This window comes from Amycolatopsis sp. NPDC049868 (assembly GCF_044461365.1).
GTDB lineage: Bacteria > Actinomycetota > Actinomycetes > Mycobacteriales > Pseudonocardiaceae > Amycolatopsis.
Map to the genome: position 1 here is coordinate 759913 of NZ_JBITKV010000002.1, position 18732 is coordinate 778644.

The window sequence follows — 18732 nt, forward strand, 5'->3', positions numbered from 1 at the left end:
CTCTTTGATGAACACTGCGGCGATCATCTTGGCCGACTCCCGGTTCCCCGGGGGCGGGCACGTCCACTCCGGCGGGCTCGAAGAAGCCGTGACCCGGAAGCTGATCACACATGAGCGCGATCTGCCGGGTTTCCTCTCCGGACGCTTGCGTACGGCGGGTGCGCTGGCCGCGGTGTTCGCCGCCGCGTCGGCGCACGCGGCCGCGCGGGGCGTCCGAAGTGGACACTGGCGAAGGCTCGACCTCGAAATCGATGCGAGAACGCCTTCGCTCGCACAGCGGGAGGCGTCCCGTGCACAGGGGCGCGGGACGGCGCGGGCGGGTAAGGCGGCCTGGCCGTCGCCGGTGCTTTCCCAGCTGCTGAAGGAAACTCCGCGACCGCATCATCCGGTGATCGTCGGCGCGCTGGTCGGCGTGCCCTTCGACGCCGCGATGGCGGTGGCCTACCTCGCGATCAGCGGTCCCGCGAGCGCGGCCGTACGGCTGCTCGGTCTCGACCCGTTCGCCGTCAACGCCGTCGTGGCCCGCCTCGCGGAGGAGGTCCGGGAGGTTTCCCGGCGGGCCGCCGACGTCGCGGGCGACGATCCGGCCGATCTCCCGGCGCCGGGTTCGCCGGCACTCGATCTGTTCGCCGAGGCACACGCCCGGCATCACAAGGAAGAGGTGCGTCTCTTTGCCAGCTGAGCATGGTCACGGACACGGTCACGGACATGTGCATCCGGTCAACTTCGACCCGACCGCCGCGGAACCCGACCACTACGAGCAGGCGCCGACCGCCGGGCGCGCGTACCGGATCGGGATCGGCGGGCCGGTGGGGAGCGGGAAGACCGCGCTCACCGCGGCGCTGTGCCGGGCGCTCGGCGACGAGGTGAACCTCGCCGTCGTCACCAACGACATCTACACCACCGAGGACGCCGACTTCCTGCGCAAGGCCGGGGTGCTCGACCCGGAGCGGATCGAGGCCGTGCAGACCGGCGCCTGCCCGCATACCGCGATCCGCGACGACATCACCGCCAACCTCGACGCGGTCGAACGGCTGGAGGAACGGTTCCCCGGGCTGGACCTGGTGATCATCGAAAGCGGCGGGGACAACCTCACCGCGGTGTTCAGCCGGGGGCTCGCCGACAGCCAGGTGTTCGTGGTCGACGTCGCCGGTGGCGACAAGGTGCCGCGCAAGGGCGGTCCGGGGGTCACGACGGCGGATCTGCTGGTGATCAACAAGATCGACATCGCGCATCTGGTCGGGGCGGACATGGACGTGATGACCTCGGACGCGCATCGGATGCGGGGCGAGCTGCCGGTGATCACCCAGTCCCTTGTGGACACTCCCGACGCGCCGGCGGTCGCGGACTGGGTCCGCTCGCTGCTCCCGGTCCGCGCGGGGTGAAGGCACACGCGCGGCTGACCGCCTGCTTCGAGGGCGGCCGGACCGTACTGCGTGAACTGCGCTCGATGGCGCCGCTCACGCTCCTTCCCAAACGGGGCACCGGTGCGACGGCGGTGGTACACCTGGTCAACTCGGCGACCTCGCCGCTGGGCGGGGACGAGCTGCGGCTGACCATTCGTGTCGGTCCTGGTGCTTCGCTGCGGCTTTCCGGGGTGGCGGCGACGATCGCTTTGCCCGGGTTGCACGGTGAGGGGAGTTCGTCCCTTGTGGACATCGCCGTGGACGATGGTGGGTCTTTGGCGTACTTGCCGGAGCCGACCGTGGTGACCGCCCGCGCCCGGCATACCGCCGTGTTCCGGGCCTCGCTGGCCGCGGAGGCCTACTTGCACACGCGCGAGGTGCTGGTGCTCGGGCGGGCGGGTGAACGGCCCGGCTCCTTGGTGACGACCCAGCATGTGACGCGGGGTGAACTTCCGGTGCTGCGGCAGACTTTGGAGATCGGGGACTCCACTTTGGACGCGAGTCTCGCGCATCTGGCCGGGCGCCGGGTGCTGGCGACCGATCTGGTCGTCGGGGGGCCTGTGGTGCCTGAGGCTTCCGGTGAGTGGTGGTCGCGTACCTCGCTCGCCGCTGGTGGGACGCTCACGACTTCCTTGGCACCGGATGCCGTGACCGCGCTCCGGGTCTTCGAAAGTCCGTGAAGGCCTCCTTGAGGGACTCTGGGTCCCTCAAGGAGGCCTTCACGGACCGACTCCCCGTCAGAACTTGGTGCCCAGCCAGGTCATCGCGACCGGGCCGCCCGCCGACACGCCGCCGATGTGTTCCAGCAGCGGGAATTCCTGCCAGGTGACGTCGGCGCCGAGGGCCTGGTAGCGGTCGCGCAGGCCCTTGCCGACCGAAAGCGGGATCAGTTCGTCCAGCGACGCGTGGTACAGGAAGACCGGCGCGCCCGGTTTGGTCTTGCCCGCCAGGTTCTCGCCGAGCCGGGCCTGCCAGCGCGGGTCCGACGAAACGTTCGGCACGGTCGTGAAGTCGTTGAGCCGCGCGAAAGGCGCCGCCGCGCCGAGTTCGACGGTGCACGCTTCCTTGACCTTCGCGACGGCCTTCTCGCCCTTCGCGTTGAGCACCTCGGTGAACGGCAGTTCCGGATACGCGGTCGCGTAGCCGACGGCGGCGCCGAGCACCAGCCCGAACGCCGGACCGCCGTCGTTGAACTTCAGGACCGCGTTCAGATCCGCCGGGACCCCGCCTTCCGCGACGCCGACCAGGTTGACGTCGGGCGCGTAGGACGGCTGCAGTTCGCCGGCGAAAGCCGCGGCCTGGCCGCCCTGCGAGTAGCCGAAAACGCCGACAGGTCCGGTACTGGACAGGCCCGCTTCGGGGACCCGGGAAGCGGCGCGGGCGGCGTCGAGGACGGCCCGGCCCTCGGACTGGCCGACGGCGTAAGTGTGCGTGCCCGGGGTGCCCAGGCCTTCGTAGTCGGTCACGACGACGGCCCAGCCTCGCGAGAGCGCTTGGCTCATCAGGAGGACTTCGTTCTCGGACCCGTTCGTCAGCCGGGTCGACGGCGCGCAGCGGTCGCCGAGGCCGTGGGTGCCGACGGCGTAGCTGACCAGCGGGCGCGCGCCCTTCGTCCAGGGCGCGTGCGGGACCAGCAGGATGCCCGACACCGTGTTCGGCTGCCCCGTCGCCGAGGTGGAGCGGTAGTGGAGTTTCCATGCCTTCGCCGGGGCGGTGGCGATGACCGATTTGTAGTCGACCAGGTCCCCGGGCGCGCTCGGCGCGGCTTGCGCGGCGGGCGCGGCGATCAGGGTGGCTGCGAGGGCTGAGACCAGAACTGTCCGAAGCACCGTTGCCTCCAGTTTGGTAATCGAGATTTTCGCAATGTAGGCGCTGTTGCTAGCATCTGGCAATCCCTGTTACCGAATCGGGAGGTCGAGTGGCCCGCACCTACGGCGGGGTCGCGCCCGAGCAACGGCGCGCCGAACGGCGTGAACGCCTGCTCCTGGCGGCCCTGGACCTGTTCACCTCGACGGGCTACCAGCAGGCGAAGATCACCGAGTTGTGCACCCGCGCCGGCGTCTCGACGCGGAACTTCTACGAGGAGTTCGAGAGCAAGGAGAAGGTGCTGCTGACCCTGCACGAGCGCATCAACGCGCTCGCGCTGGAGCACGTCACCGGCACCCTGGAACGCCTGGAGGACGCCGACGCGGTCACCCGGATCGGGACGCTGCTGGACGTCTTCGTCAGCACGGTCACCTCGGATCCCCGGATGCCGCGGCTCAACTACGTCGAGGCCGTCGGGGTCAGCGCCGCGCTGGAGGCGCAGCACCAGGAATGGGTCGACCGGTGGGCCGCGTTCATCGAAGCCGAGGCCCGGCACGCCGCCGTGCACGGGGTGGCGCCCGATCGCGACTACCACCTGACGGCGATCGCGCTCGTCGGCGCGGCGACCGGCCTGCTGCGCGAGTGGCAGGCGCATACGCCGCCGCTGCCGGTGGCCGACGTCGCGGCCGAACTCCGGGCCCTGATGCTGGCCGCCATCACCCGGCCCGCTTGACCCCCGCCGGATGTCAGGAAAGGGTCGTTCAGGACGAAAGACGTCAGGAACGACCCTTTCATGACACTCGGGGCAGCGTCAGGAGGCGGCGGACGCCCGCCGGAAGGTGTTGTGCAGCACGGCCAGCAGCGCGTCCCGTACCGAGAGGCGCTGCCGCGCGTCGAACGTGATCAGCGGGACGTCCTCGCTCACCGCGAGCGCCCAGCGCACGTCTTCGAGGTCGTGCTTGAGCGAGCCGTCGAAGACGTTCACCCCGACCACGAACGGCAGCCCGGCCTTCTCGAAGTAGTCGACGGCCGGGTAGCAGTCGTCGAGCCGCCGGGTGTCGACGATGACGAGCGCGCCGAGCGCGCCCAGCACCAGGTCGTGCCACATGAACCCGAACCGGTCCTGCCCCGGCGTGCCGAAGAGATACAGCTTCACCTCTTCGTCGATGGTGATGCAGCCGAAGTCCAGCGCCACCGTGGTGGTGGTCTTCGACGGCACGTCCCCGCCGGAGCCGTCGACGGCCGCACCCGCCGAGGTCATGGCGGCCTCGGTGGTCAGCGGTTTGATCTCGGAGATCGCGCCGACGGTGGTCGTCTTGCCGACCCCGAACCCGCCGGCGATGACGATCTTGACCGGTGTCGGCGGCTTGACCGACGCCGGTTCAGCGAATTGCTTCGAGTCCACGAATGACCCTTTCGATCATGCCGAGGTCCTGGGTGAAGGCTCCCGCCGGGCGGCGGAGGACGACGTAGCCGAGCGCGGCGAGATCCGCCACGAGCACCCTGGCCACGCCGATGTGCAGGCCGAGCATCGCCGCCACTTCGGCGACGGATTTCGTTTCCCGGCAAAGGGAAACGATCTCCCGTCGTTCGAAGGTCAGCCTCGCGTTCGACGCCGCACCGAGCCTGCTGGTGAGCACCTGAGCCTCGATTTCGAGCGTGCCGTCCACCGGCTGCGCGCGGCCGGCGGTGAGCAGATACGGGCGTAGCGGCGAGATGCCCTGTTCGGCACCTCGCGGCTGGGGTACCTGATCGTCGCTCATTCCCTTGTCCCCTCGTCAGTTCAGCTGCCGACGCTCTTCTTGAGTTCCTCGATCAGCGCGGGGGTGAGCACCTCGGTGGCCCGGTTGGCGAACATCGCCATCTCGTAGGCGATCGTGCCGAGGCTGGCCTGCTTGGTGGCGAGCACACCGAGCGAACAACCGATGCTGATCGTGCAGACCAGCAGGTAGCCCTGCTCCAGCTCGATGATGATCTTGTCGGGCGAACCGAGCGGGTGGCTCTCGGAGACACCGTGCGCGAGGCCGAGCATCGCCGAGCAGATCGCGGCCAGCCGGTCGGCGTTGGCCCGTTCCAGCTCGGACGACATCGCGATCAGCAGGCCGTCGGCCGAGACGGCGATCGCGCCCATCGCGCTCGCCGTGTTCTGCGCGAAGCGCGTCACCAACCAGTTGAAGTTCCGGGCTTCGACGCTGACTCCGGTCGTCATCTCTTGCTCTTCTCTCTCTGTTGCATCTCCGGGTTGACGGCTTTCTCCAACCCGTTACTGAAGGCGTCGAACGCGGCACGCTCGGCCTCGGGGTCACGCATGCCCTTGGGCTTGGTGGTGTTCAGCGCCGCCCGCGCGGTCTGGTGCCGCGCGGCCGGACCTTTCGCCAGCCCCGGCGCCAGCTGCGCGCCCGGGACCCGCCGGGTGAGACCGCCGCGGGAAGCGGCGGGCACCGGTGTCGGGGTCGGCATCGGTGCCGGTGCGGCGGCCGGTGGTGGCGGTGCGGTGGCCTTCGCGAGTCCGGCCTCGAAGCCGTCGAAGGCCGCTTTGGCCGCTTCTGGATCATGCCTGGACTTCTGCCGCGACGGCGCTTCGGGGGCACCGGGAAGCTGCGCGCCCTTGACCCGCCGCCGCAGCCCGCCCCGGGTCTCGCCGGGGGCGGCGGCGGTGAGCGTCGGCGCGGGTGCGTGGTACACGGGCTCGGGCACGGGTGCGGGCGGTGGTGGTGGCGGCGCCGGTTCCGGGATCGCCCCGTCGGTCTTGCGGAACCACCGGAAGTCCCTCGGCTGCTGGCCGTCGCGCGGGATCATCCCGGCGATCGCCAGCGTCGGCGGTTCGCTCGGAGCCGCGAGCCGCAGCGGTTCCGGCTCGTCGCTCGGTTCCACCGTCGGCCACGCCGGCGGCGCCGGGACGGACTTCGGCGTGGGCGGCCGGTAGGTCAGCAGATCCGGCGGGACGGTGAGCCGCGCGGTGATACCCGCGCCCGGCTCGGTCTCGGTCAGCTCGACCTTGAGCCCGTGCCGCCGCGCGAGCCGTCCGACCACGAACAGCCCGAGCACGCTGGTCGGCGCCAGTTCGAGCCGCTCGCGCTCGACCAGCCGCCGGTTCTCCTCGGCGAGCCGTTCGGCGGTCATGCCGATGCCCTGGTCCACGATCACGATCAGGCAGGAGCCGTCGGGCAGGATCTTCGTGCCGACGTCCACAAAGGACTCCGGTGGGGAGAACGACGTCGCGTTCTCCAGCAGCTCGGCGAAGATCAGCACCAGATCGGAGCCGAACGGCGAGGACAGCAGGACGTCGCCCATCGAGCCGAGCCGCACCCGCTGGTAGTCCTCGATCTCCGCGAGCGCCGAACGCAGCGCCGTCGACAACTCGATCGGACCGGAAATCCTTGCCTCGTCCCGGTTTCCCGAGACGACGAGCAGGTTGTCCGCGTTCCGGCGCAGGCGGGTGGAGAGGTGGTCGAGCCGGTAGAGGCTCGCCAGCAGGGCGACGTCCTGCTCGTTGCGCTCCAGCTCGTCGACCAGCGCCAGCTGCCTGCCCACCAGGTTCTGCGTGCGCTTCGCGACGTTGGCGAACATGAGGCCGACGTTGCGCCGCGTGACGGCCTGCCGTTCCACCAGTTCGGCCGCGGTGGCCTGCACCCGGTTGAACGCCTCGGCCAGCTTGCCGAGTTCGTCCTGCGAGGACACGTCGATGGTGGCCAGCCGCGGCGCGAGTTCTTCCGCCTGCTCGGTGTCGGTGACGCGGACCAGTTCGGTGCTCGCGAGGTCCGCGACCGACGTCGCCGCCGTGGTCAGCTTCCGCAGCGGATCCGCGATCGACCGGCTGACCGCGATCGCGAGACCACCGACCAGCAGGAACAGCACACCGGCGCCGATACCGATCGTCCACGCCAGGTTCTGCGCCGCGTCCGCTCGCGCGGTCGCCGCGTCGGTGATGCCGGTGGTGACCGCGTCCTGGGCGAGCCGCCGCTGGTTCGACTGGGCGTCGACGGCGCCGAGGATGTCGGGCAGCAGGCTCTGCACGGCCTGCGGGCCGCGAGCTTCGGGGAGCCTGGCCTCCAGCGCGTCGACCCGGCGGCCCGTCTCACCCTGCTCGACCGCGACGACCTGCGTGGCCTGGCTGACGTCGGCCTGCTGCACGAACCGTTCGAGGAACAGCGACGACTGCTGCTTCGCGTCCGCGAGCACCGGCGTCCCCGATTCGGGGGTGACCAGCGTGATGATCAACGCCATCCCGCGCAACGAGTTCTCTTCGTTCGCGCGCAGCAGCGCGTCGAGCGCCGTCAGCTGCTGGGTACCCTCCGCGTCACTGGTCTGCTGCGGGACGAGGCGGAGCGAGTTGATGACCGCGTCGATCACCGCGTGATAAGTCCGCGCCACGCTGTCGAGTGAGGCACCGCGCCGCAGCGCGTTCTCCCGGATCTCGTTCAGCGATCCGATGCGCACCAGCGCCGCCGCGAGTTCTTCCGGCGCGTCGGCGCTCAGCCCCGACCGCACCTGGTTCACCGTTTCCGCGACCACGCCCTGCTGCTTCAGCATCGCCGAACTGCTCGCCGACGAGGACGCGATGTAGTGCGCCGTCAGCAGCCGTTCCCGCTGCAGTTCCCAGGCGAGGGTGCCGAGCGCGCGGGCCTGGGACGCGACGTCGGCGGTGGTGCGGGCGGACCGGGCGTCGTCGATCTCCCCGGCGACGTAAGGCACCGACACCAGGACCACGGCGGTCAGCGGCAACATCAGGAGCAGGTTGAGCTTGCCACGGATGCCGAGTCTGCCGAGCAACCCGGAACGCCGGCTGCGTTCGGGCCGGGACTTCCCGTGCCTCATGGTCACCTTTCTCCCCGGCTCCGCCCGAGGTGTCCGCGGTGCTGCTCCCGGACGAGGTCTTCGATGGACGCGCGCAGCGAGACGAACTCGGGCGCGCGTTTGACCGCGAGGTCGCGTTCACCGGGCAGGTCGACCGCGATGTCCGCGGCCACCCGGCCCGGGTCCGAGGCCAGCACCACGACGCGCTCGCCGAGGAAAACGGCCTCCTCGACGTCGTGGGTCACCATCAGCACGGTGGTGTGCGTGTCGGTCCAGATCCGGCGGATCAGGACCTGCATGTCCTCTTTGGTCTGGACGTCCAGTGCCCCGAAAGGTTCGTCCAGCAGCAGTACGTCGGGCTCGCACACCAGCGCCCGCGCGATGGCGACCCGCTGTTTCTGCCCGCCGGAAAGCTGTTTGGGCAAAGACTTCCTCAGCTGGTCGAGCCCGGTTTCTTCGAGATACCAGTCGATCCGGCGCGCTCGCTCCGCCTTGTCGATGCTCAGCAGTTCGAGCCCGAACGCGACGTTGCTCTCCACGGTGCGCCACGGGTACAGCGCGCCGTGCTGGAACACCAGCCCGCGATCCGGGCCGGGCCCGGTCACGGCGTCGCCGTCGAGGGTGATCAGGCCCTCGGTCGGTTCGGTCAGGCCGGCGATCAGCGACAGCAGGGTCGATTTGCCGGACCCGCTCGCGCCGACCACGCAGACGAAGTCGCCGCGCGCGATGTCCAGGTCGATCCCGTCGAGCGCGCGGGTGGTCTTGCCACGGACCGTGTAGTCCTTGGCGACCGCTTTCAGCTGAAGCGTCATGCCGCCCACTTCCCGACCCTGGCCCGCAGGAGCCGCAGCGCGATGTCGATGACCAGGCCGAGCAGGCCGATCACGACCAGCAGCGCGAAGATCCGGTCGGTCTGGGTGAACCGCTGCGCCCGCATGATCCGCAGGCCGAGCCCGGCGGTGGCGTTGATCAGTTCGGCGACCACCACGAAGTTCCACGCGGCCGCCGCGTTGACGCGGGTCGCGTCGATCATGCCGGGCAGCGCGTGCGGGACGATCACCTTGCGCAGCACCTCGCCGCGCCGCGCGCCGAGTGTGTAGGACACGTCGATCAGGGAACGCGGCACCCCGCGGACGGCGTCGGCGGTCATCAGCGTGTTGAAGAAGACCGTGCCGAGGAACAGCACGGCGACCTTCGACGGCTCGCCGAGGCCGAGCCAGATCATCAGCAGCGGGATGAACGCGCTCGCCGGCAGGTAGCGCAGCATCGCGATGACCGGCTCGAACAGTGCCAGCCCCGCGTCGAACGTCCCCATCACGATGCCGAGCGGGATCGAGACGAGCACCGCCAGCCCGAAGCCGAGCAGCACCCGCTGGGTGGTGGCCCAGAGGTCGGTGAACAGTTCACCCGACTCGATCATCTTCACCAGCGCGTCGAACACCGCGACCGGCGTCGGGAGGAACATCGGCTTGATCGTGCCCAGCGCGTTCAGCGTCACCCAGATCAGCAGCGGGATCACGAACGAGGCCGCCGCCAGCGTCCACCGCCAGCGGGCGGGGATCGGCGTCCGGAGCGAGAGCAGCGGCGAGGCGTTCGGCTTGAGGCCCGCCCGGCGGGGCAGCGGCGACCAGTCCGGCCGCGCGCCACGCCGCTCTTCCTGCGCTTCGGCGAGCCGCTGCTCGTCTTCGAGACGGCGCGCTTCGGCCTCGTCAGCGGCGTCCGCCCGCTGAGCTGCCTGCTTCGCGGCGTCCGTGGTGCTCACTTCACCGCCTTGACGTACTGGTCGTCGAACAGCCCGTCGAAGTTCGGCCGGCTCGGCGCGAGGCCGTTGGAGACGATGAAGTCGGCGATCTTGCCAGCCTGGAAGTTCAGGTGGGCGGGGGTGACGCCGGGGGTGAACGCGTCGAGGTTCTGCTGCTTGGTGAAGATCGTGGTGCCCGCGTCGTAGGACTTGTACTCGTCGATCGACACGGCGCCGCGTTTCGCCATGATCCGCACGGCCTCGTCCCGGTTCTGCTTGATCCACTCGATCGTCTCGAACCAGGTGTTCACCAGCGCCTGGACCTCCTTCTTGCGCTCCTTCGACATCTGCTCGGACACGACGAGATGGTCCGGGATGGCGCCGGGGAACTCGGCGGACGTCGCGATCGCGCGGCTGCCGGGGCGCTCGAGCGCCTTCGAGGTGAAGGGGGCGAAGGCGGCGACGGCGTCGACCTGCCCGCCGACGAACGCGGCCGCGGCGGCGTCGGTCAGCAGCGGGACCAGTTCGACGTCCTTCTCGGTCAGCTTCGCCTCCTGCAGCGCGAGCAGCAGGAGGTAGTGGTCGACGGTGCCCTGTTCGACGGCGATCTTCTTGCCCTTGAGGTCGGCGACGCCGGTGATGCCCTCGCGGGCGATGATCTTGTCGTTACCGGTCGAGTTGTCGTTGACCAGCACCACCGACAGCTTCGCGCCACCGCTGACCGACGCGAGGGTGTCGTTCAGGGTCTGGCTGTTGGCGTCGATCGCGCCCGAGGAGAGGGCGTTGATGCTTTCGGTGTAGCTGTCGAACCACTTCAGGTCGACGTTGACGCCGTTCTTCTCGAAGAGGCCCTTCTCCTGGGCCACCGCCCACGGGAACCAGCCCGGCCAGGCGCTGTAACCGATCGTGACCTTGGTGCCGGAAGCGGCCGTACTGTCGGAACAAGCCGAAAGGGCGGTCACGCCCGCCAGCGAAAGGGCGCACAACAACGCCGTCATCAGACGGCGGGAACGGGAAATCACAACGCACTCCTGGGGAAGGGGAGTAACTCGGGCGTGGAAAGTTCCGGCGGTTCGAGCGCAGGACTGATCGACCGGTGTCGGACTCCCTCCCGGAAGCCTGGCCGGCAATGGCGGATGGTGCGGCCGCACACCCGGCCGTCCCATCCAAACCTCTGAACATATTGGATAGAGGTGATCACCCCGTTGCTCTCGGCGGCGATCCTATCGAGTGGCGCAAGGTCTACCTAGTGTGATCGTCGGCTCTTGCACGATTCGCTGTCACATTCTGCTAAATCCAGCCGTTCGCACCATTGGGCGGAGTCTCGCGAGGTGGACAACCCGGTCCAGGACGTCGTACGTCCATCGGGTGGCGGGTGAAATCTTCGCCCGCCCTTCGGGAGGGAGCAGAGGATGAAAATTCGTTCGGCCGCGTTATGCGTCGCGGGGGCGGCGATCTTGTCCACCTTGGCCGGTGCCGGACCGGCGAACGCGACCAGACCGTCCAGTCTGGTCATGAGCCCGAGCGCTGTCGTCGCAGGTGGGACGGTCACCGCGGATATCTACTGCCTGCGCCCGTCGGGTGCGGGCGAGCTCGCGACGTCCCTCGTCGCGGACGGTCTCGCCGCCCCGATCCCCTTGCGGGTGGTGGGCGACGGCGGCACCGGCGGCATCGGTGTCGCGTTGCGCGGCGACGGTCCGGTGGGGACGGTGCCGGGGCGCTACACGGCGACGTACGACTGCTGGGGCTGGATCGTCCGCGCGGAGTTCACTGTCACGAACTGACAACACGGCGGAAGAAGCGGAGGCCGGTTTCGGGACGCGAATTGCGTCCCGGAGCCAGGCCTCCGACGGCACATCCGGGGGAGATGTTCCGGCCGGTAATTTCTGTCAACCGACAGAATTGGCTCGGACGGGCCCGGGCGCCGCCGTGAAAACCGGAAGAACTATTCGCGGAGCGCCGAAATATCGGCGAAACAAAAGCGGAAAGAATTCCTTGCCCATCCGCGTGGACCCGGTCTGTCCAGGGCATTTCCACCGTTTGTGAAGCCGGGCGCGATTTCGCGGGCGGGCGGGCCGAAACGGAGCGAAGATCCCGGGTGACCGACGTTCGGCCTTGATCGATCAGGCTCGGCCGGGTAACGGGGAGGTGACGGCTTGCGGTCCAGCGGCTACACACAGATGATCCGGGAGGGGTGGCGGGTGTCACCGTTCAGTGGGTTTCGCCGCCGCGTCGGAGGCAATACCGTCGGCGGCAAAGCCGAAGTCACAGATGCCCCGACCGGGTACGGAGGTTTGGCGGATGATGCCGGAGATCAAGAACGGCGCTGCTGGCGCTGCCGACGGAGACAACGCCGTCGTGCGCCTGCCCGGGATGCGGGTTGCCTACGAAGGGGCCGCCTTCGACGAATCCGCGCTGGCGGAGACCTGGACCGCCCAGCTGCAGGACTGGCTGAACCAGGCCGTCTCCGCCGGGATCGCCGAACCGAACGCGATGGTGCTCGCCACGGCCGACCAGGAGGGCAGGCCGTCCTCCCGGACCGTCCTGTGCAAGGGCCTCGACGAGCGCGGCGTCGTGTTCTACACGAACTACACGTCCACCAAGAGCCACGACCTCACCGCGACGCGCTACGCGTCGATCACCTTCCCGTGGTACCCCCTGCAGCGTCAGGTCCACGTGCGCGGCGAGGTGGAGAAGGTCAACGTCGCCGAGACCGCCGAGTACTGGGCGTCCCGCCCGCGGGGTTCGCAGCTCGGGGCCTGGGCCTCGCCGCAGTCCCGCGTCGTCGACGGCCGCCGCGCCCTGGAGACCGCGCTGCACGGCATCGAGCGCCGCTTCGCCGACGTCGAGAACATCCCGTTCCCGCCGCACTGGGGCGGGTGGCGCATCCGGCCCGACGTCGTCGAGTTCTGGCAGGGCCGCGAGGACCGCATGCACGACAGGCTCCGCTACGTCCGGACCGACGACGGCTGGCAGATCGAGCGCGTCGCGCCGTAATTTTTGCCGCGCGCTTCCGCAAACGCGCCGAAGGGGCGTCGTTCCGCTCAACGTCACGTTGAGCGGAGAGGCGCCCCTTCATCGCGTTTCCGGGGGCCTTCGGCCCAAAAGAGGGCGCGCGGCGGTGAAGTCTCCCCGTCGCGCTGGCGCGCTCCCGGGAGACCGTTGGGTCACCTGAGACTCGGTCACCTGGGTCACCGGGCCACGGCGGCACGGCCTTCACGCGTGATCGGGTGACCTAAATCGCGCGCGGATGGTTAGTTAGCGCGGCTAAGCTGTCTGGTTGTGAGTGACGACGTGGGGGTTGAACAGCGCAAAGGTGTCCGCAAGCTGTTCGGCTCGATCGTCGTCGACACCCGGCCGCTCAAGATCCCCGCGTTCCGCCGCCTCTGGCTCTCCACCGCGGTCACCGCGATCGGCAGTCAGCTCACCGCCGTCGCGGTCCCCAAACAGGTCTTCGACCTCACCGGCTCGTCGGCCTACGTCGGCCTGACCGGCCTGGTCGCACTGGTCCCGCTGCTCGTCTTCGGTCTCTGGGGCGGCGCCATCGCGGACGCCGTCGACCGCCGCAAGCTGCTCCTCGTCACCAACGTCGGCGTCACGCTCACTTCGGCGGTCCTGTGGCTCCAGGCGTTCCTGGACATCGGCTCCGTCTGGCTCGTACTGGGCCTGCTCGCGGTCAATCAGGCGTTCTTCGCGGTCAACATGCCGACCCGCAGCGCCGTGGTCGCCCGGCTGGTCCCGGACAGCCTGATCGCACCCGCGACCGCGCTGAGCAGCACGATGGCCACCTTCGGCGCGGTCTTCGGCCCGCTGCTCGCCGGATCGCTGATCCCGGTCCTCGGCCTCTCGACGCTCTACCTGATCGACGTCGCCGCGCTGACGGCCACGCTCGTCGCGGTCTACCGGCTTCCCCCGATCCCGCCGCTCGGCGAGATCGCGCGCCGGGCCGGGATCCGCGACATCATCGACGGCTTCAAGTACTTGGCCACGCAGAAGATCCTGCTGGCCTCGTTCCTCGTCGACATCATCGCGATGGTCGCGGGCATGCCGCGCGCGCTGATCCCGGAGATGGCGGAGCGCACCTTCGGCGACCCGCCCGGCGGCGGTCCGGCGCTGGGCTGGCTGTACGCCGCGCTCCCCGCGGGCGCGATGCTGATCGGCCTCTTCTCCGGCTGGCTGACCAGGATCCGCAACCAGGGCGCGGGCGTGATCGTCTCGGTCTGTGTCTGGGGCGCCGCCGTCGCCGGTTTCGGGCTCGCGAACTCGCTGTGGCTCGCGGTGTTCTTCATGGCGCTCGCCGGCGCGGCCGACATGGTCAGCGCGATCTACCGGATGTCGATCCTGCAGGTCGCCACCACCGACGAGATGCGCGGACGGCTGCAGGGCGTGTTCACCGTCGTCGTCGCGGGCGGCCCGCGGATCGCCGACCTCACCCACGGCTGGGCCGCCGCCGGGGTCGGCACGGCCGCCGCGGCCTCCGGCGGCGGGGTGCTGGTCATCGTGCTGGTCGTCGGCGCGGCGCTGCTGATCCCGTCGTTCTGGCGGTACCGGGCCCCGGTGGACTGAGCCGTCCGGTCTATCGTCGGGCCCATGCGTATTTCACGGGCGATCATCCTGTTCGCCGCTGTCATCGCGACCCTTTCCGCCTGCTCGTCCGGGGACGAAAAGACGGACAACGCGGCCAAGCCGTCGAGCCAGGCTCCCGCGCCCTCCGCCGCGCCGAGTTCGTCGGCCGCTCCCACCGGTGGCGCCGGTGCGAAGGAGCCGTGCGCGCTGCTGCCCGCCGAGGCCGTCGGCAAGGCCGTCTCCATCCAGGGCGTGACGTCGGCGCCGGGCCCGGTGCAGGACAACGCCGCCAACGGAGGCAAGGCCAAGAGCTGCGTCTACTCGGCCGCCGGAAAGCAGATCGGCGCGCTCGCGGTGACCCGCTTCGAAGGCAACAAGATCAAGCCCGCCGAGATGATCGCCGCGCTGAAGAAGGCCAAGCAGAACGCCAAGGACGTCGCCGGTGTCGGCGAAGGCGCCATCTACTACACCGACGAGACCAAGACCGCGACGCTGGCGTCCGCCGAACTCGTGGGCAACGTCCCGGTGCTGGTCAACTACACCGGTCCGGTGAAGATGACGCAGGACATGATGGTCCCGCTGGTGAAGACCGCGGTCGACGCCAACTGAGTGGATTACCCCGAGCAGGCCTTCGTCAACCCGTGACGAAGAACTGACCAAATCGGACTGTCGGCCACAGACGTGATGCGGCACACTCTTGCCGCATGGCGGACACGACGACAACAGAACAGACCGGTCCGGCCGGTCAGCCGAGCCTCAAACGGGTCATGGGTTCCAAGCTCCTGCTGTTCTTCGTGGTGGGGGACATCATCGGGACGGGCGTCTACGCGCTCACCGGGCAGGTGGCCGGCCGGGTGGGCGGCGCGCTCTGGCTGCCGTTCCTGATCGCGTTCGTGGTCGCGTTCATGACCGCGTTCAGCTACCTGGAACTGGTCGGGAAGTACCCGCAGGCGGCGGGGGCCGCGCTCTACACGCACAAGGCGTTCAAGATCCGCTTCCTCACCTTCATGGTGGCGTTCGCGGTGATGTGCTCCGGGATCACGTCGGCTTCGTCGGCGGCGAAGGCGTTCGGGGAGACCTATCTCAAGGAGTTCATCACCGCGCCGATGCCACTGGTGGCGATCCTGTTCGTGATCGGCCTCGCGCTGATCAACTTCCGCGGGGTCTCCGAATCGGTGAAGACCAACGTGGTGCTGACCTGCATCGAGATCGGCGGTCTGCTGATCATCATCGGGGTCGGTGTGTGGGCGGTGCTGAACGGCAACGGGGACGCCTCGCGGCTGGTCGAGTTCGACACCGAGAACCAGACGATGCTGGTGGCGATCACCTCGGCGACGTCGCTGGCGTTCTTCGCGATGGTCGGTTTCGAGGACTCGGTGAACATGGCCGAGGAGTGCAAGGACCCGATCCGGATCTTCCCGAAGGCGATGCTGTGGGGCATGGTCATCGCCGCGACCATCTACATCATGGTCTCGGTGACCTCTTCGCTGCTGGTGCCCGCGGACGATCTGGCGGCGGCCAAGAGCAGCGCGTTGCTGAAGGTGCTCGACGTCGGGGCGCCTGGCTTCCCGCGTGAAGTGTTCTCGGCGATCGGTCTCTTCGCGGTCATCAACTCGGCGCTGATCAACATGCTGATGGCCAGCCGCCTGCTCTACGGCATGGCGAACCAGCGGATCATCCCGAAGCAGCTCGGCACCGTGCACCCGTTCCGCCGCAGCCCGTGGGTGGCGATCGTGTTCACCAGCCTGATCGCGATCGGCCTCGTGTCCTTTGTGGATATCGGGGTGCTCGGCGGCACGACGGCGCTGTTGCTGCTGGCGGTGTTCGCCATCGTCAACGTCGCGGTCTTGGTGCTGCGCAAGGAAAAGGCGGCGCACAAGCATTTCCGCGCACCGACGATCGTCCCGGTGCTGGCCGCGATCTTCTGCGTCTACCTGGTGACACCGCTGTCCGGGCGGCCGGCGCGCGACTACAAGGTCGCCGCGATCCTGCTCGGCGTCGGCATCGTGCTGTGGGGGATCAACTGGCTCGTCATGCGGGCCACGCACAAGGAAGAAGACCGGCAGCCCATCGAGCCGCCGGTCGGCTAGCCGCGGCCTTCTTTCAGCGACTGAGCGCCTGGTACTCCACCGGGCTGTGGGCCGAGAACACGGTGACGTCGTCGGCGTGTTCCCGGCTCAGCTCGCGCAGCCGTTCGACGTTCTCCAGCCGCGGTTTGCGCAGCGTCTGCACCATGTTCTGGAACGCGGTCATTCCCGGCGGGCAATGCGGCTTCACCGGGTCCATCTGACCGTGGAAGAAGTATGCGTCTCCCGCGTGCAGCAGCCAGCCGTCGCCGGTGTCGACCGCGACGCCGGTGTGGCCCTTGGTGTGACCCGCGAGCGGCACCAGCAGGATCTCCGGCGGCAGGCCCTTGAGCTCGCGGACGGCCTGGAAGCCGAACCAGTCGTCCCCGGCCTCGTCGTACATGCTCCACAGTGGACGGTGGGCGAACTGGTTGGCGCGGAAGCGGAGCTTCTCGCTCTGATTGGACGGCGACGTCGCCGCGTCGTGCTCCGCCGTGCGGACGTGCACGACGGCGTTCGGGAAGTCCGCGAGCCCGCCCGCGTGGTCGACGTCGAGGTGGGTGCAGATGATGTGCCGGACGTCTTCGAGCCGGTGGCCGAGCGCCTCGACGTGGTGGGCCGCCGTCTCCGTCTCGACCGGCTTCGCGCCGACCATGATCGTGAACGGCGTCCCGAGCCAGGCGCCGGGATTCTCGACGCCCTTGCGGCCGAAACCGGTGTCCACCAGCACGAGCCCGTCGCCGGTCTCGATGAGCAGGCAGTGCGCCACCAGCTCCGAGCGGCGCAGCAGCCCCGGCTGGCCGTCGAGCAGCTTGCCTCCCGGTGCGCGCATCGTGCCGCAGTTCAGGTGGTGCACCTTCATAGCCTGCTCCTCTGGCTGAGCCGTTCGAATGCGGTGGCGTCGTGCGCGGCGAAGACCGTCACCTCGGCACCGTTGTTACTGACAAGTTCGCGCAGCCGGCGCTGGTTGTCCAGTCGTGCCGCCTTCTCCGTCTGCATGTACGACTCGAAGACGCCCAAGGCGAAGGGGATGTGCGGCTTTTGCTCCAGTTCGCCGCCGTGGAAGACGGCGTCGCCGGCGTTGAGGAGCCAGCCGTCACCCGTGTCGACCGCGATCCCGGCGTGGCCGCGGGTGTGCCCGGCGAGGGGGATGATCAGCACGTCCGGGACCCCTTCGAGCTCGCGGACGGCGTCGAAACCGAACCACGGCTCGCCGTCGGCGCGGTACGACCGCCAGATCGGCCCGTGGCCGAACTGCACCTTGCGGTAGCGGCTCGCCTCCTTGCGGTCGATCGGCTTCTCCAGCGCCTGAAGCTCGCGATCGTGGACGTGGACCCGCGCGTGGGGGAAGTCGACGAGCCCGCCCGCGTGGTCGAGGTCGAGGTGGGTGAGCACGATGTCGCGCACGTCGGCCGGGTCGAAGCCGAGCTTGCGGATCTGGGTGGTGGCGCTGAGGTCGTCGTCGCTGACGGGGTGGATCATCCGGACGAAACCGGCGCCGAGCCATTCAGCCGGCCGACTGACGGTGGGGGTGCCGACGCCGGTTTCGACGAGCACGAGCCCGTTGTCGGTCTCCAGCAGAAGGCAGTGGCAGATCAGTTCGGCGCGGCGGAACAGGCCGGGCTTGCCGTCGATGAGTTTGCCGCCGAGCGGCCGCAGGGTTCCGCAGTTCAGGTGATGGACGCGCATCAGGAGAGCTCCCGTTCGAGTGTGGTGCGGAGGTGAGGGGCGATCGCGCGCAGTGGCGCGGTGTCGTGCAACGTCTTGGCCAGCAGCAACCCGCCCTCGATGGCGGCGAGGACGACCGTCGCCAGGTGGTCCGCCTTGGCGGTGTCCAGCGCGTCGGCGATGACGGTGTGCCAGGAGGTGTAGCCGTCGGCGCAGGCCTGGCGGATCGCCTCGCTGTCACCCGACGCGTCGAGCGCGACCGTCGCGAGCGGGCAGCCGCGCTGGAAATCCGACTCCTCCAGCGAGGTCGCCAGCGCGTCGACCACGTTCTCGATACCGGTGACGATGTCGGGCGCGTTCGCGGCGATCGTGCGCAGCTGGTCGCAGAGCCGGTCGGCGGACTGGCGGATGGCTTCGGCGGCCAACTGCTCCTTGCCGCCGGGGAAATGGAAGTAGAGCGATCCCTTGGGGGCGCCGACGGCGGCGACGAGCTGGTTGAGCCCGGTGGCGTGGTAACCCTGCTGGTGGAAGAGGTCGGCGGCGGAGTCGAGCATGCGCTGCCGGGTGTCGGTGCGGCGAACCATGCGGACGACTGTAGCTCAAACTATGACGACCGGTCTAGTAAGCGCGGTTTACACAAACCTTCTTGCTTACGGATGTTTGTGTAAACTTGGCGGTGAAC

General features: G+C 69.1%; 20 protein-coding genes. 9 read left to right on the plus strand and 11 right to left on the minus strand.

Annotated elements, in window-relative coordinates:
* The first annotated feature begins 7 nt into the window (after positions 1-7).
* The 3 genes from ACIBTM_RS11810 to ACIBTM_RS11820 are packed head-to-tail and all read left to right on the plus strand — an operon-like array spanning position 8 to position 2086.
* Complete coding sequence (locus tag ACIBTM_RS11810) at positions 8-682, plus strand: urease accessory protein UreF (RefSeq protein ID WP_395876453.1); 675 nt, start codon at positions 8-10, stop codon at positions 680-682.
* Entirely contained in the window at positions 672-1385 is a 714-nt protein-coding gene (gene ureG, locus ACIBTM_RS11815) for an urease accessory protein UreG (protein WP_395876454.1), read from the plus strand. The genes ACIBTM_RS11810 and ureG overlap by 11 nt, the downstream gene beginning before the upstream one ends.
* Positions 1382-2086: an urease accessory protein UreD gene (locus ACIBTM_RS11820; RefSeq protein ID WP_395876455.1), complete on the plus strand. Its 705-nt coding sequence runs from the start codon at positions 1382-1384 to the stop codon at positions 2084-2086. The genes ureG and ACIBTM_RS11820 overlap by 4 nt, the downstream gene beginning before the upstream one ends.
* 57 nt (positions 2087-2143) lie before the next feature.
* Here the strand turns inward: ACIBTM_RS11820 and ACIBTM_RS11825 are convergent, their stop codons facing one another.
* Positions 2144-3235: a lipase family protein gene (locus ACIBTM_RS11825; protein WP_395876456.1), complete on the minus strand. Its 1092-nt coding sequence runs from the start codon at positions 3233-3235 to the stop codon at positions 2144-2146.
* Between the two features lie 89 nt (positions 3236-3324).
* Between ACIBTM_RS11825 and ACIBTM_RS11830 the strand changes: the two genes are divergently transcribed.
* Entirely contained in the window at positions 3325-3945 is a 621-nt protein-coding gene (locus ACIBTM_RS11830) for a TetR/AcrR family transcriptional regulator (protein ID WP_038507949.1), read from the plus strand.
* A gap of 78 nt (positions 3946-4023) precedes the next feature.
* Here the strand turns inward: ACIBTM_RS11830 and ACIBTM_RS11835 are convergent, their stop codons facing one another.
* Genes ACIBTM_RS11835 through ACIBTM_RS11865 form a run of 7 tightly spaced genes read right to left on the minus strand, consistent with a single transcriptional unit; the run spans position 4024 to position 10772 of the window.
* Positions 4024-4617 carry a GTP-binding protein gene (locus ACIBTM_RS11835; RefSeq protein ID WP_395876457.1) on the minus strand — a complete coding sequence of 198 codons (594 nt, stop codon included), beginning with the start codon at positions 4615-4617 and terminating at the stop codon, positions 4024-4026.
* Positions 4595-4975 carry a DUF742 domain-containing protein gene (locus ACIBTM_RS11840; RefSeq protein WP_395876458.1) on the minus strand — a complete coding sequence of 127 codons (381 nt, stop codon included), beginning with the start codon at positions 4973-4975 and terminating at the stop codon, positions 4595-4597. Before ACIBTM_RS11840 ends, ACIBTM_RS11835 begins: the two co-directional genes overlap by 23 nt.
* 20 nt (positions 4976-4995) lie before the next feature.
* Positions 4996-5421 carry a roadblock/LC7 domain-containing protein gene (locus tag ACIBTM_RS11845; RefSeq protein ID WP_005156032.1) on the minus strand — a complete coding sequence of 142 codons (426 nt, stop codon included), beginning with the start codon at positions 5419-5421 and terminating at the stop codon, positions 4996-4998.
* Positions 5418-8030 carry a nitrate- and nitrite sensing domain-containing protein gene (locus ACIBTM_RS11850; RefSeq protein ID WP_395876459.1) on the minus strand — a complete coding sequence of 871 codons (2613 nt, stop codon included), beginning with the start codon at positions 8028-8030 and terminating at the stop codon, positions 5418-5420. The genes ACIBTM_RS11845 and ACIBTM_RS11850 overlap by 4 nt, the downstream gene beginning before the upstream one ends.
* 2 nt (positions 8031-8032) lie before the next feature.
* Positions 8033-8821: an ABC transporter ATP-binding protein gene (locus ACIBTM_RS11855; protein ID WP_395876460.1), complete on the minus strand. Its 789-nt coding sequence runs from the start codon at positions 8819-8821 to the stop codon at positions 8033-8035.
* On the minus strand, positions 8818-9771 hold the full coding sequence (locus tag ACIBTM_RS11860) for an ABC transporter permease (protein WP_395876461.1): 954 nt from the start codon (positions 9769-9771) through the stop codon (positions 8818-8820). Before ACIBTM_RS11860 ends, ACIBTM_RS11855 begins: the two co-directional genes overlap by 4 nt.
* Positions 9768-10772 (minus strand): ABC transporter substrate-binding protein, encoded by a 1005-nt coding sequence (locus tag ACIBTM_RS11865; RefSeq protein ID WP_395876462.1) that lies wholly within the window; start codon positions 10770-10772, stop codon positions 9768-9770. The genes ACIBTM_RS11860 and ACIBTM_RS11865 overlap by 4 nt, the downstream gene beginning before the upstream one ends.
* Positions 10773-11162: 390 nt before the next feature.
* Between ACIBTM_RS11865 and ACIBTM_RS11870 the strand changes: the two genes are divergently transcribed.
* From ACIBTM_RS11870 to ACIBTM_RS11890, 5 genes are all read left to right on the plus strand, one after another.
* A complete protein-coding gene (locus ACIBTM_RS11870; RefSeq protein WP_395876463.1) occupies positions 11163-11534 on the plus strand; it encodes a hypothetical protein in 372 nt (123 codons plus the stop codon).
* Positions 11535-12051: 517 nt separating this feature from the next.
* Positions 12052-12747 (plus strand): pyridoxamine 5'-phosphate oxidase, encoded by a 696-nt coding sequence (gene pdxH, locus ACIBTM_RS11875; RefSeq protein ID WP_395876465.1) that lies wholly within the window; start codon positions 12052-12054, stop codon positions 12745-12747.
* Positions 12748-13032: 285 nt separating this feature from the next.
* On the plus strand, positions 13033-14316 hold the full coding sequence (locus ACIBTM_RS11880; RefSeq protein WP_395876466.1) for an MFS transporter: 1284 nt from the start codon (positions 13033-13035) through the stop codon (positions 14314-14316).
* Between the two features lie 24 nt (positions 14317-14340).
* Positions 14341-14925 (plus strand): DUF3558 domain-containing protein, encoded by a 585-nt coding sequence (locus tag ACIBTM_RS11885; protein ID WP_395876468.1) that lies wholly within the window; start codon positions 14341-14343, stop codon positions 14923-14925.
* Between the two features lie 95 nt (positions 14926-15020).
* A complete protein-coding gene (locus ACIBTM_RS11890; protein ID WP_395876469.1) occupies positions 15021-16406 on the plus strand; it encodes an APC family permease in 1386 nt (461 codons plus the stop codon).
* 13 nt (positions 16407-16419) lie between these two features.
* Here ACIBTM_RS11890 and ACIBTM_RS11895 read toward each other — a convergent pair whose 3' ends face one another.
* From ACIBTM_RS11895 to ACIBTM_RS11905, 3 genes are read right to left on the minus strand one after another with little or no spacing between them, the layout of a single operon-like run.
* Entirely contained in the window at positions 16420-17244 is an 825-nt protein-coding gene (locus tag ACIBTM_RS11895) for an MBL fold metallo-hydrolase (RefSeq protein WP_395876470.1), read from the minus strand.
* Complete coding sequence (locus ACIBTM_RS11900) at positions 17241-18071, minus strand: MBL fold metallo-hydrolase (protein WP_395876471.1); 831 nt, start codon at positions 18069-18071, stop codon at positions 17241-17243. The genes ACIBTM_RS11895 and ACIBTM_RS11900 overlap by 4 nt, the downstream gene beginning before the upstream one ends.
* Positions 18071-18634 carry a TetR/AcrR family transcriptional regulator gene (locus ACIBTM_RS11905; RefSeq protein ID WP_395876472.1) on the minus strand — a complete coding sequence of 188 codons (564 nt, stop codon included), beginning with the start codon at positions 18632-18634 and terminating at the stop codon, positions 18071-18073. Before ACIBTM_RS11905 ends, ACIBTM_RS11900 begins: the two co-directional genes overlap by 1 nt.
* Positions 18635-18732: the final 98 nt, after the last annotated feature.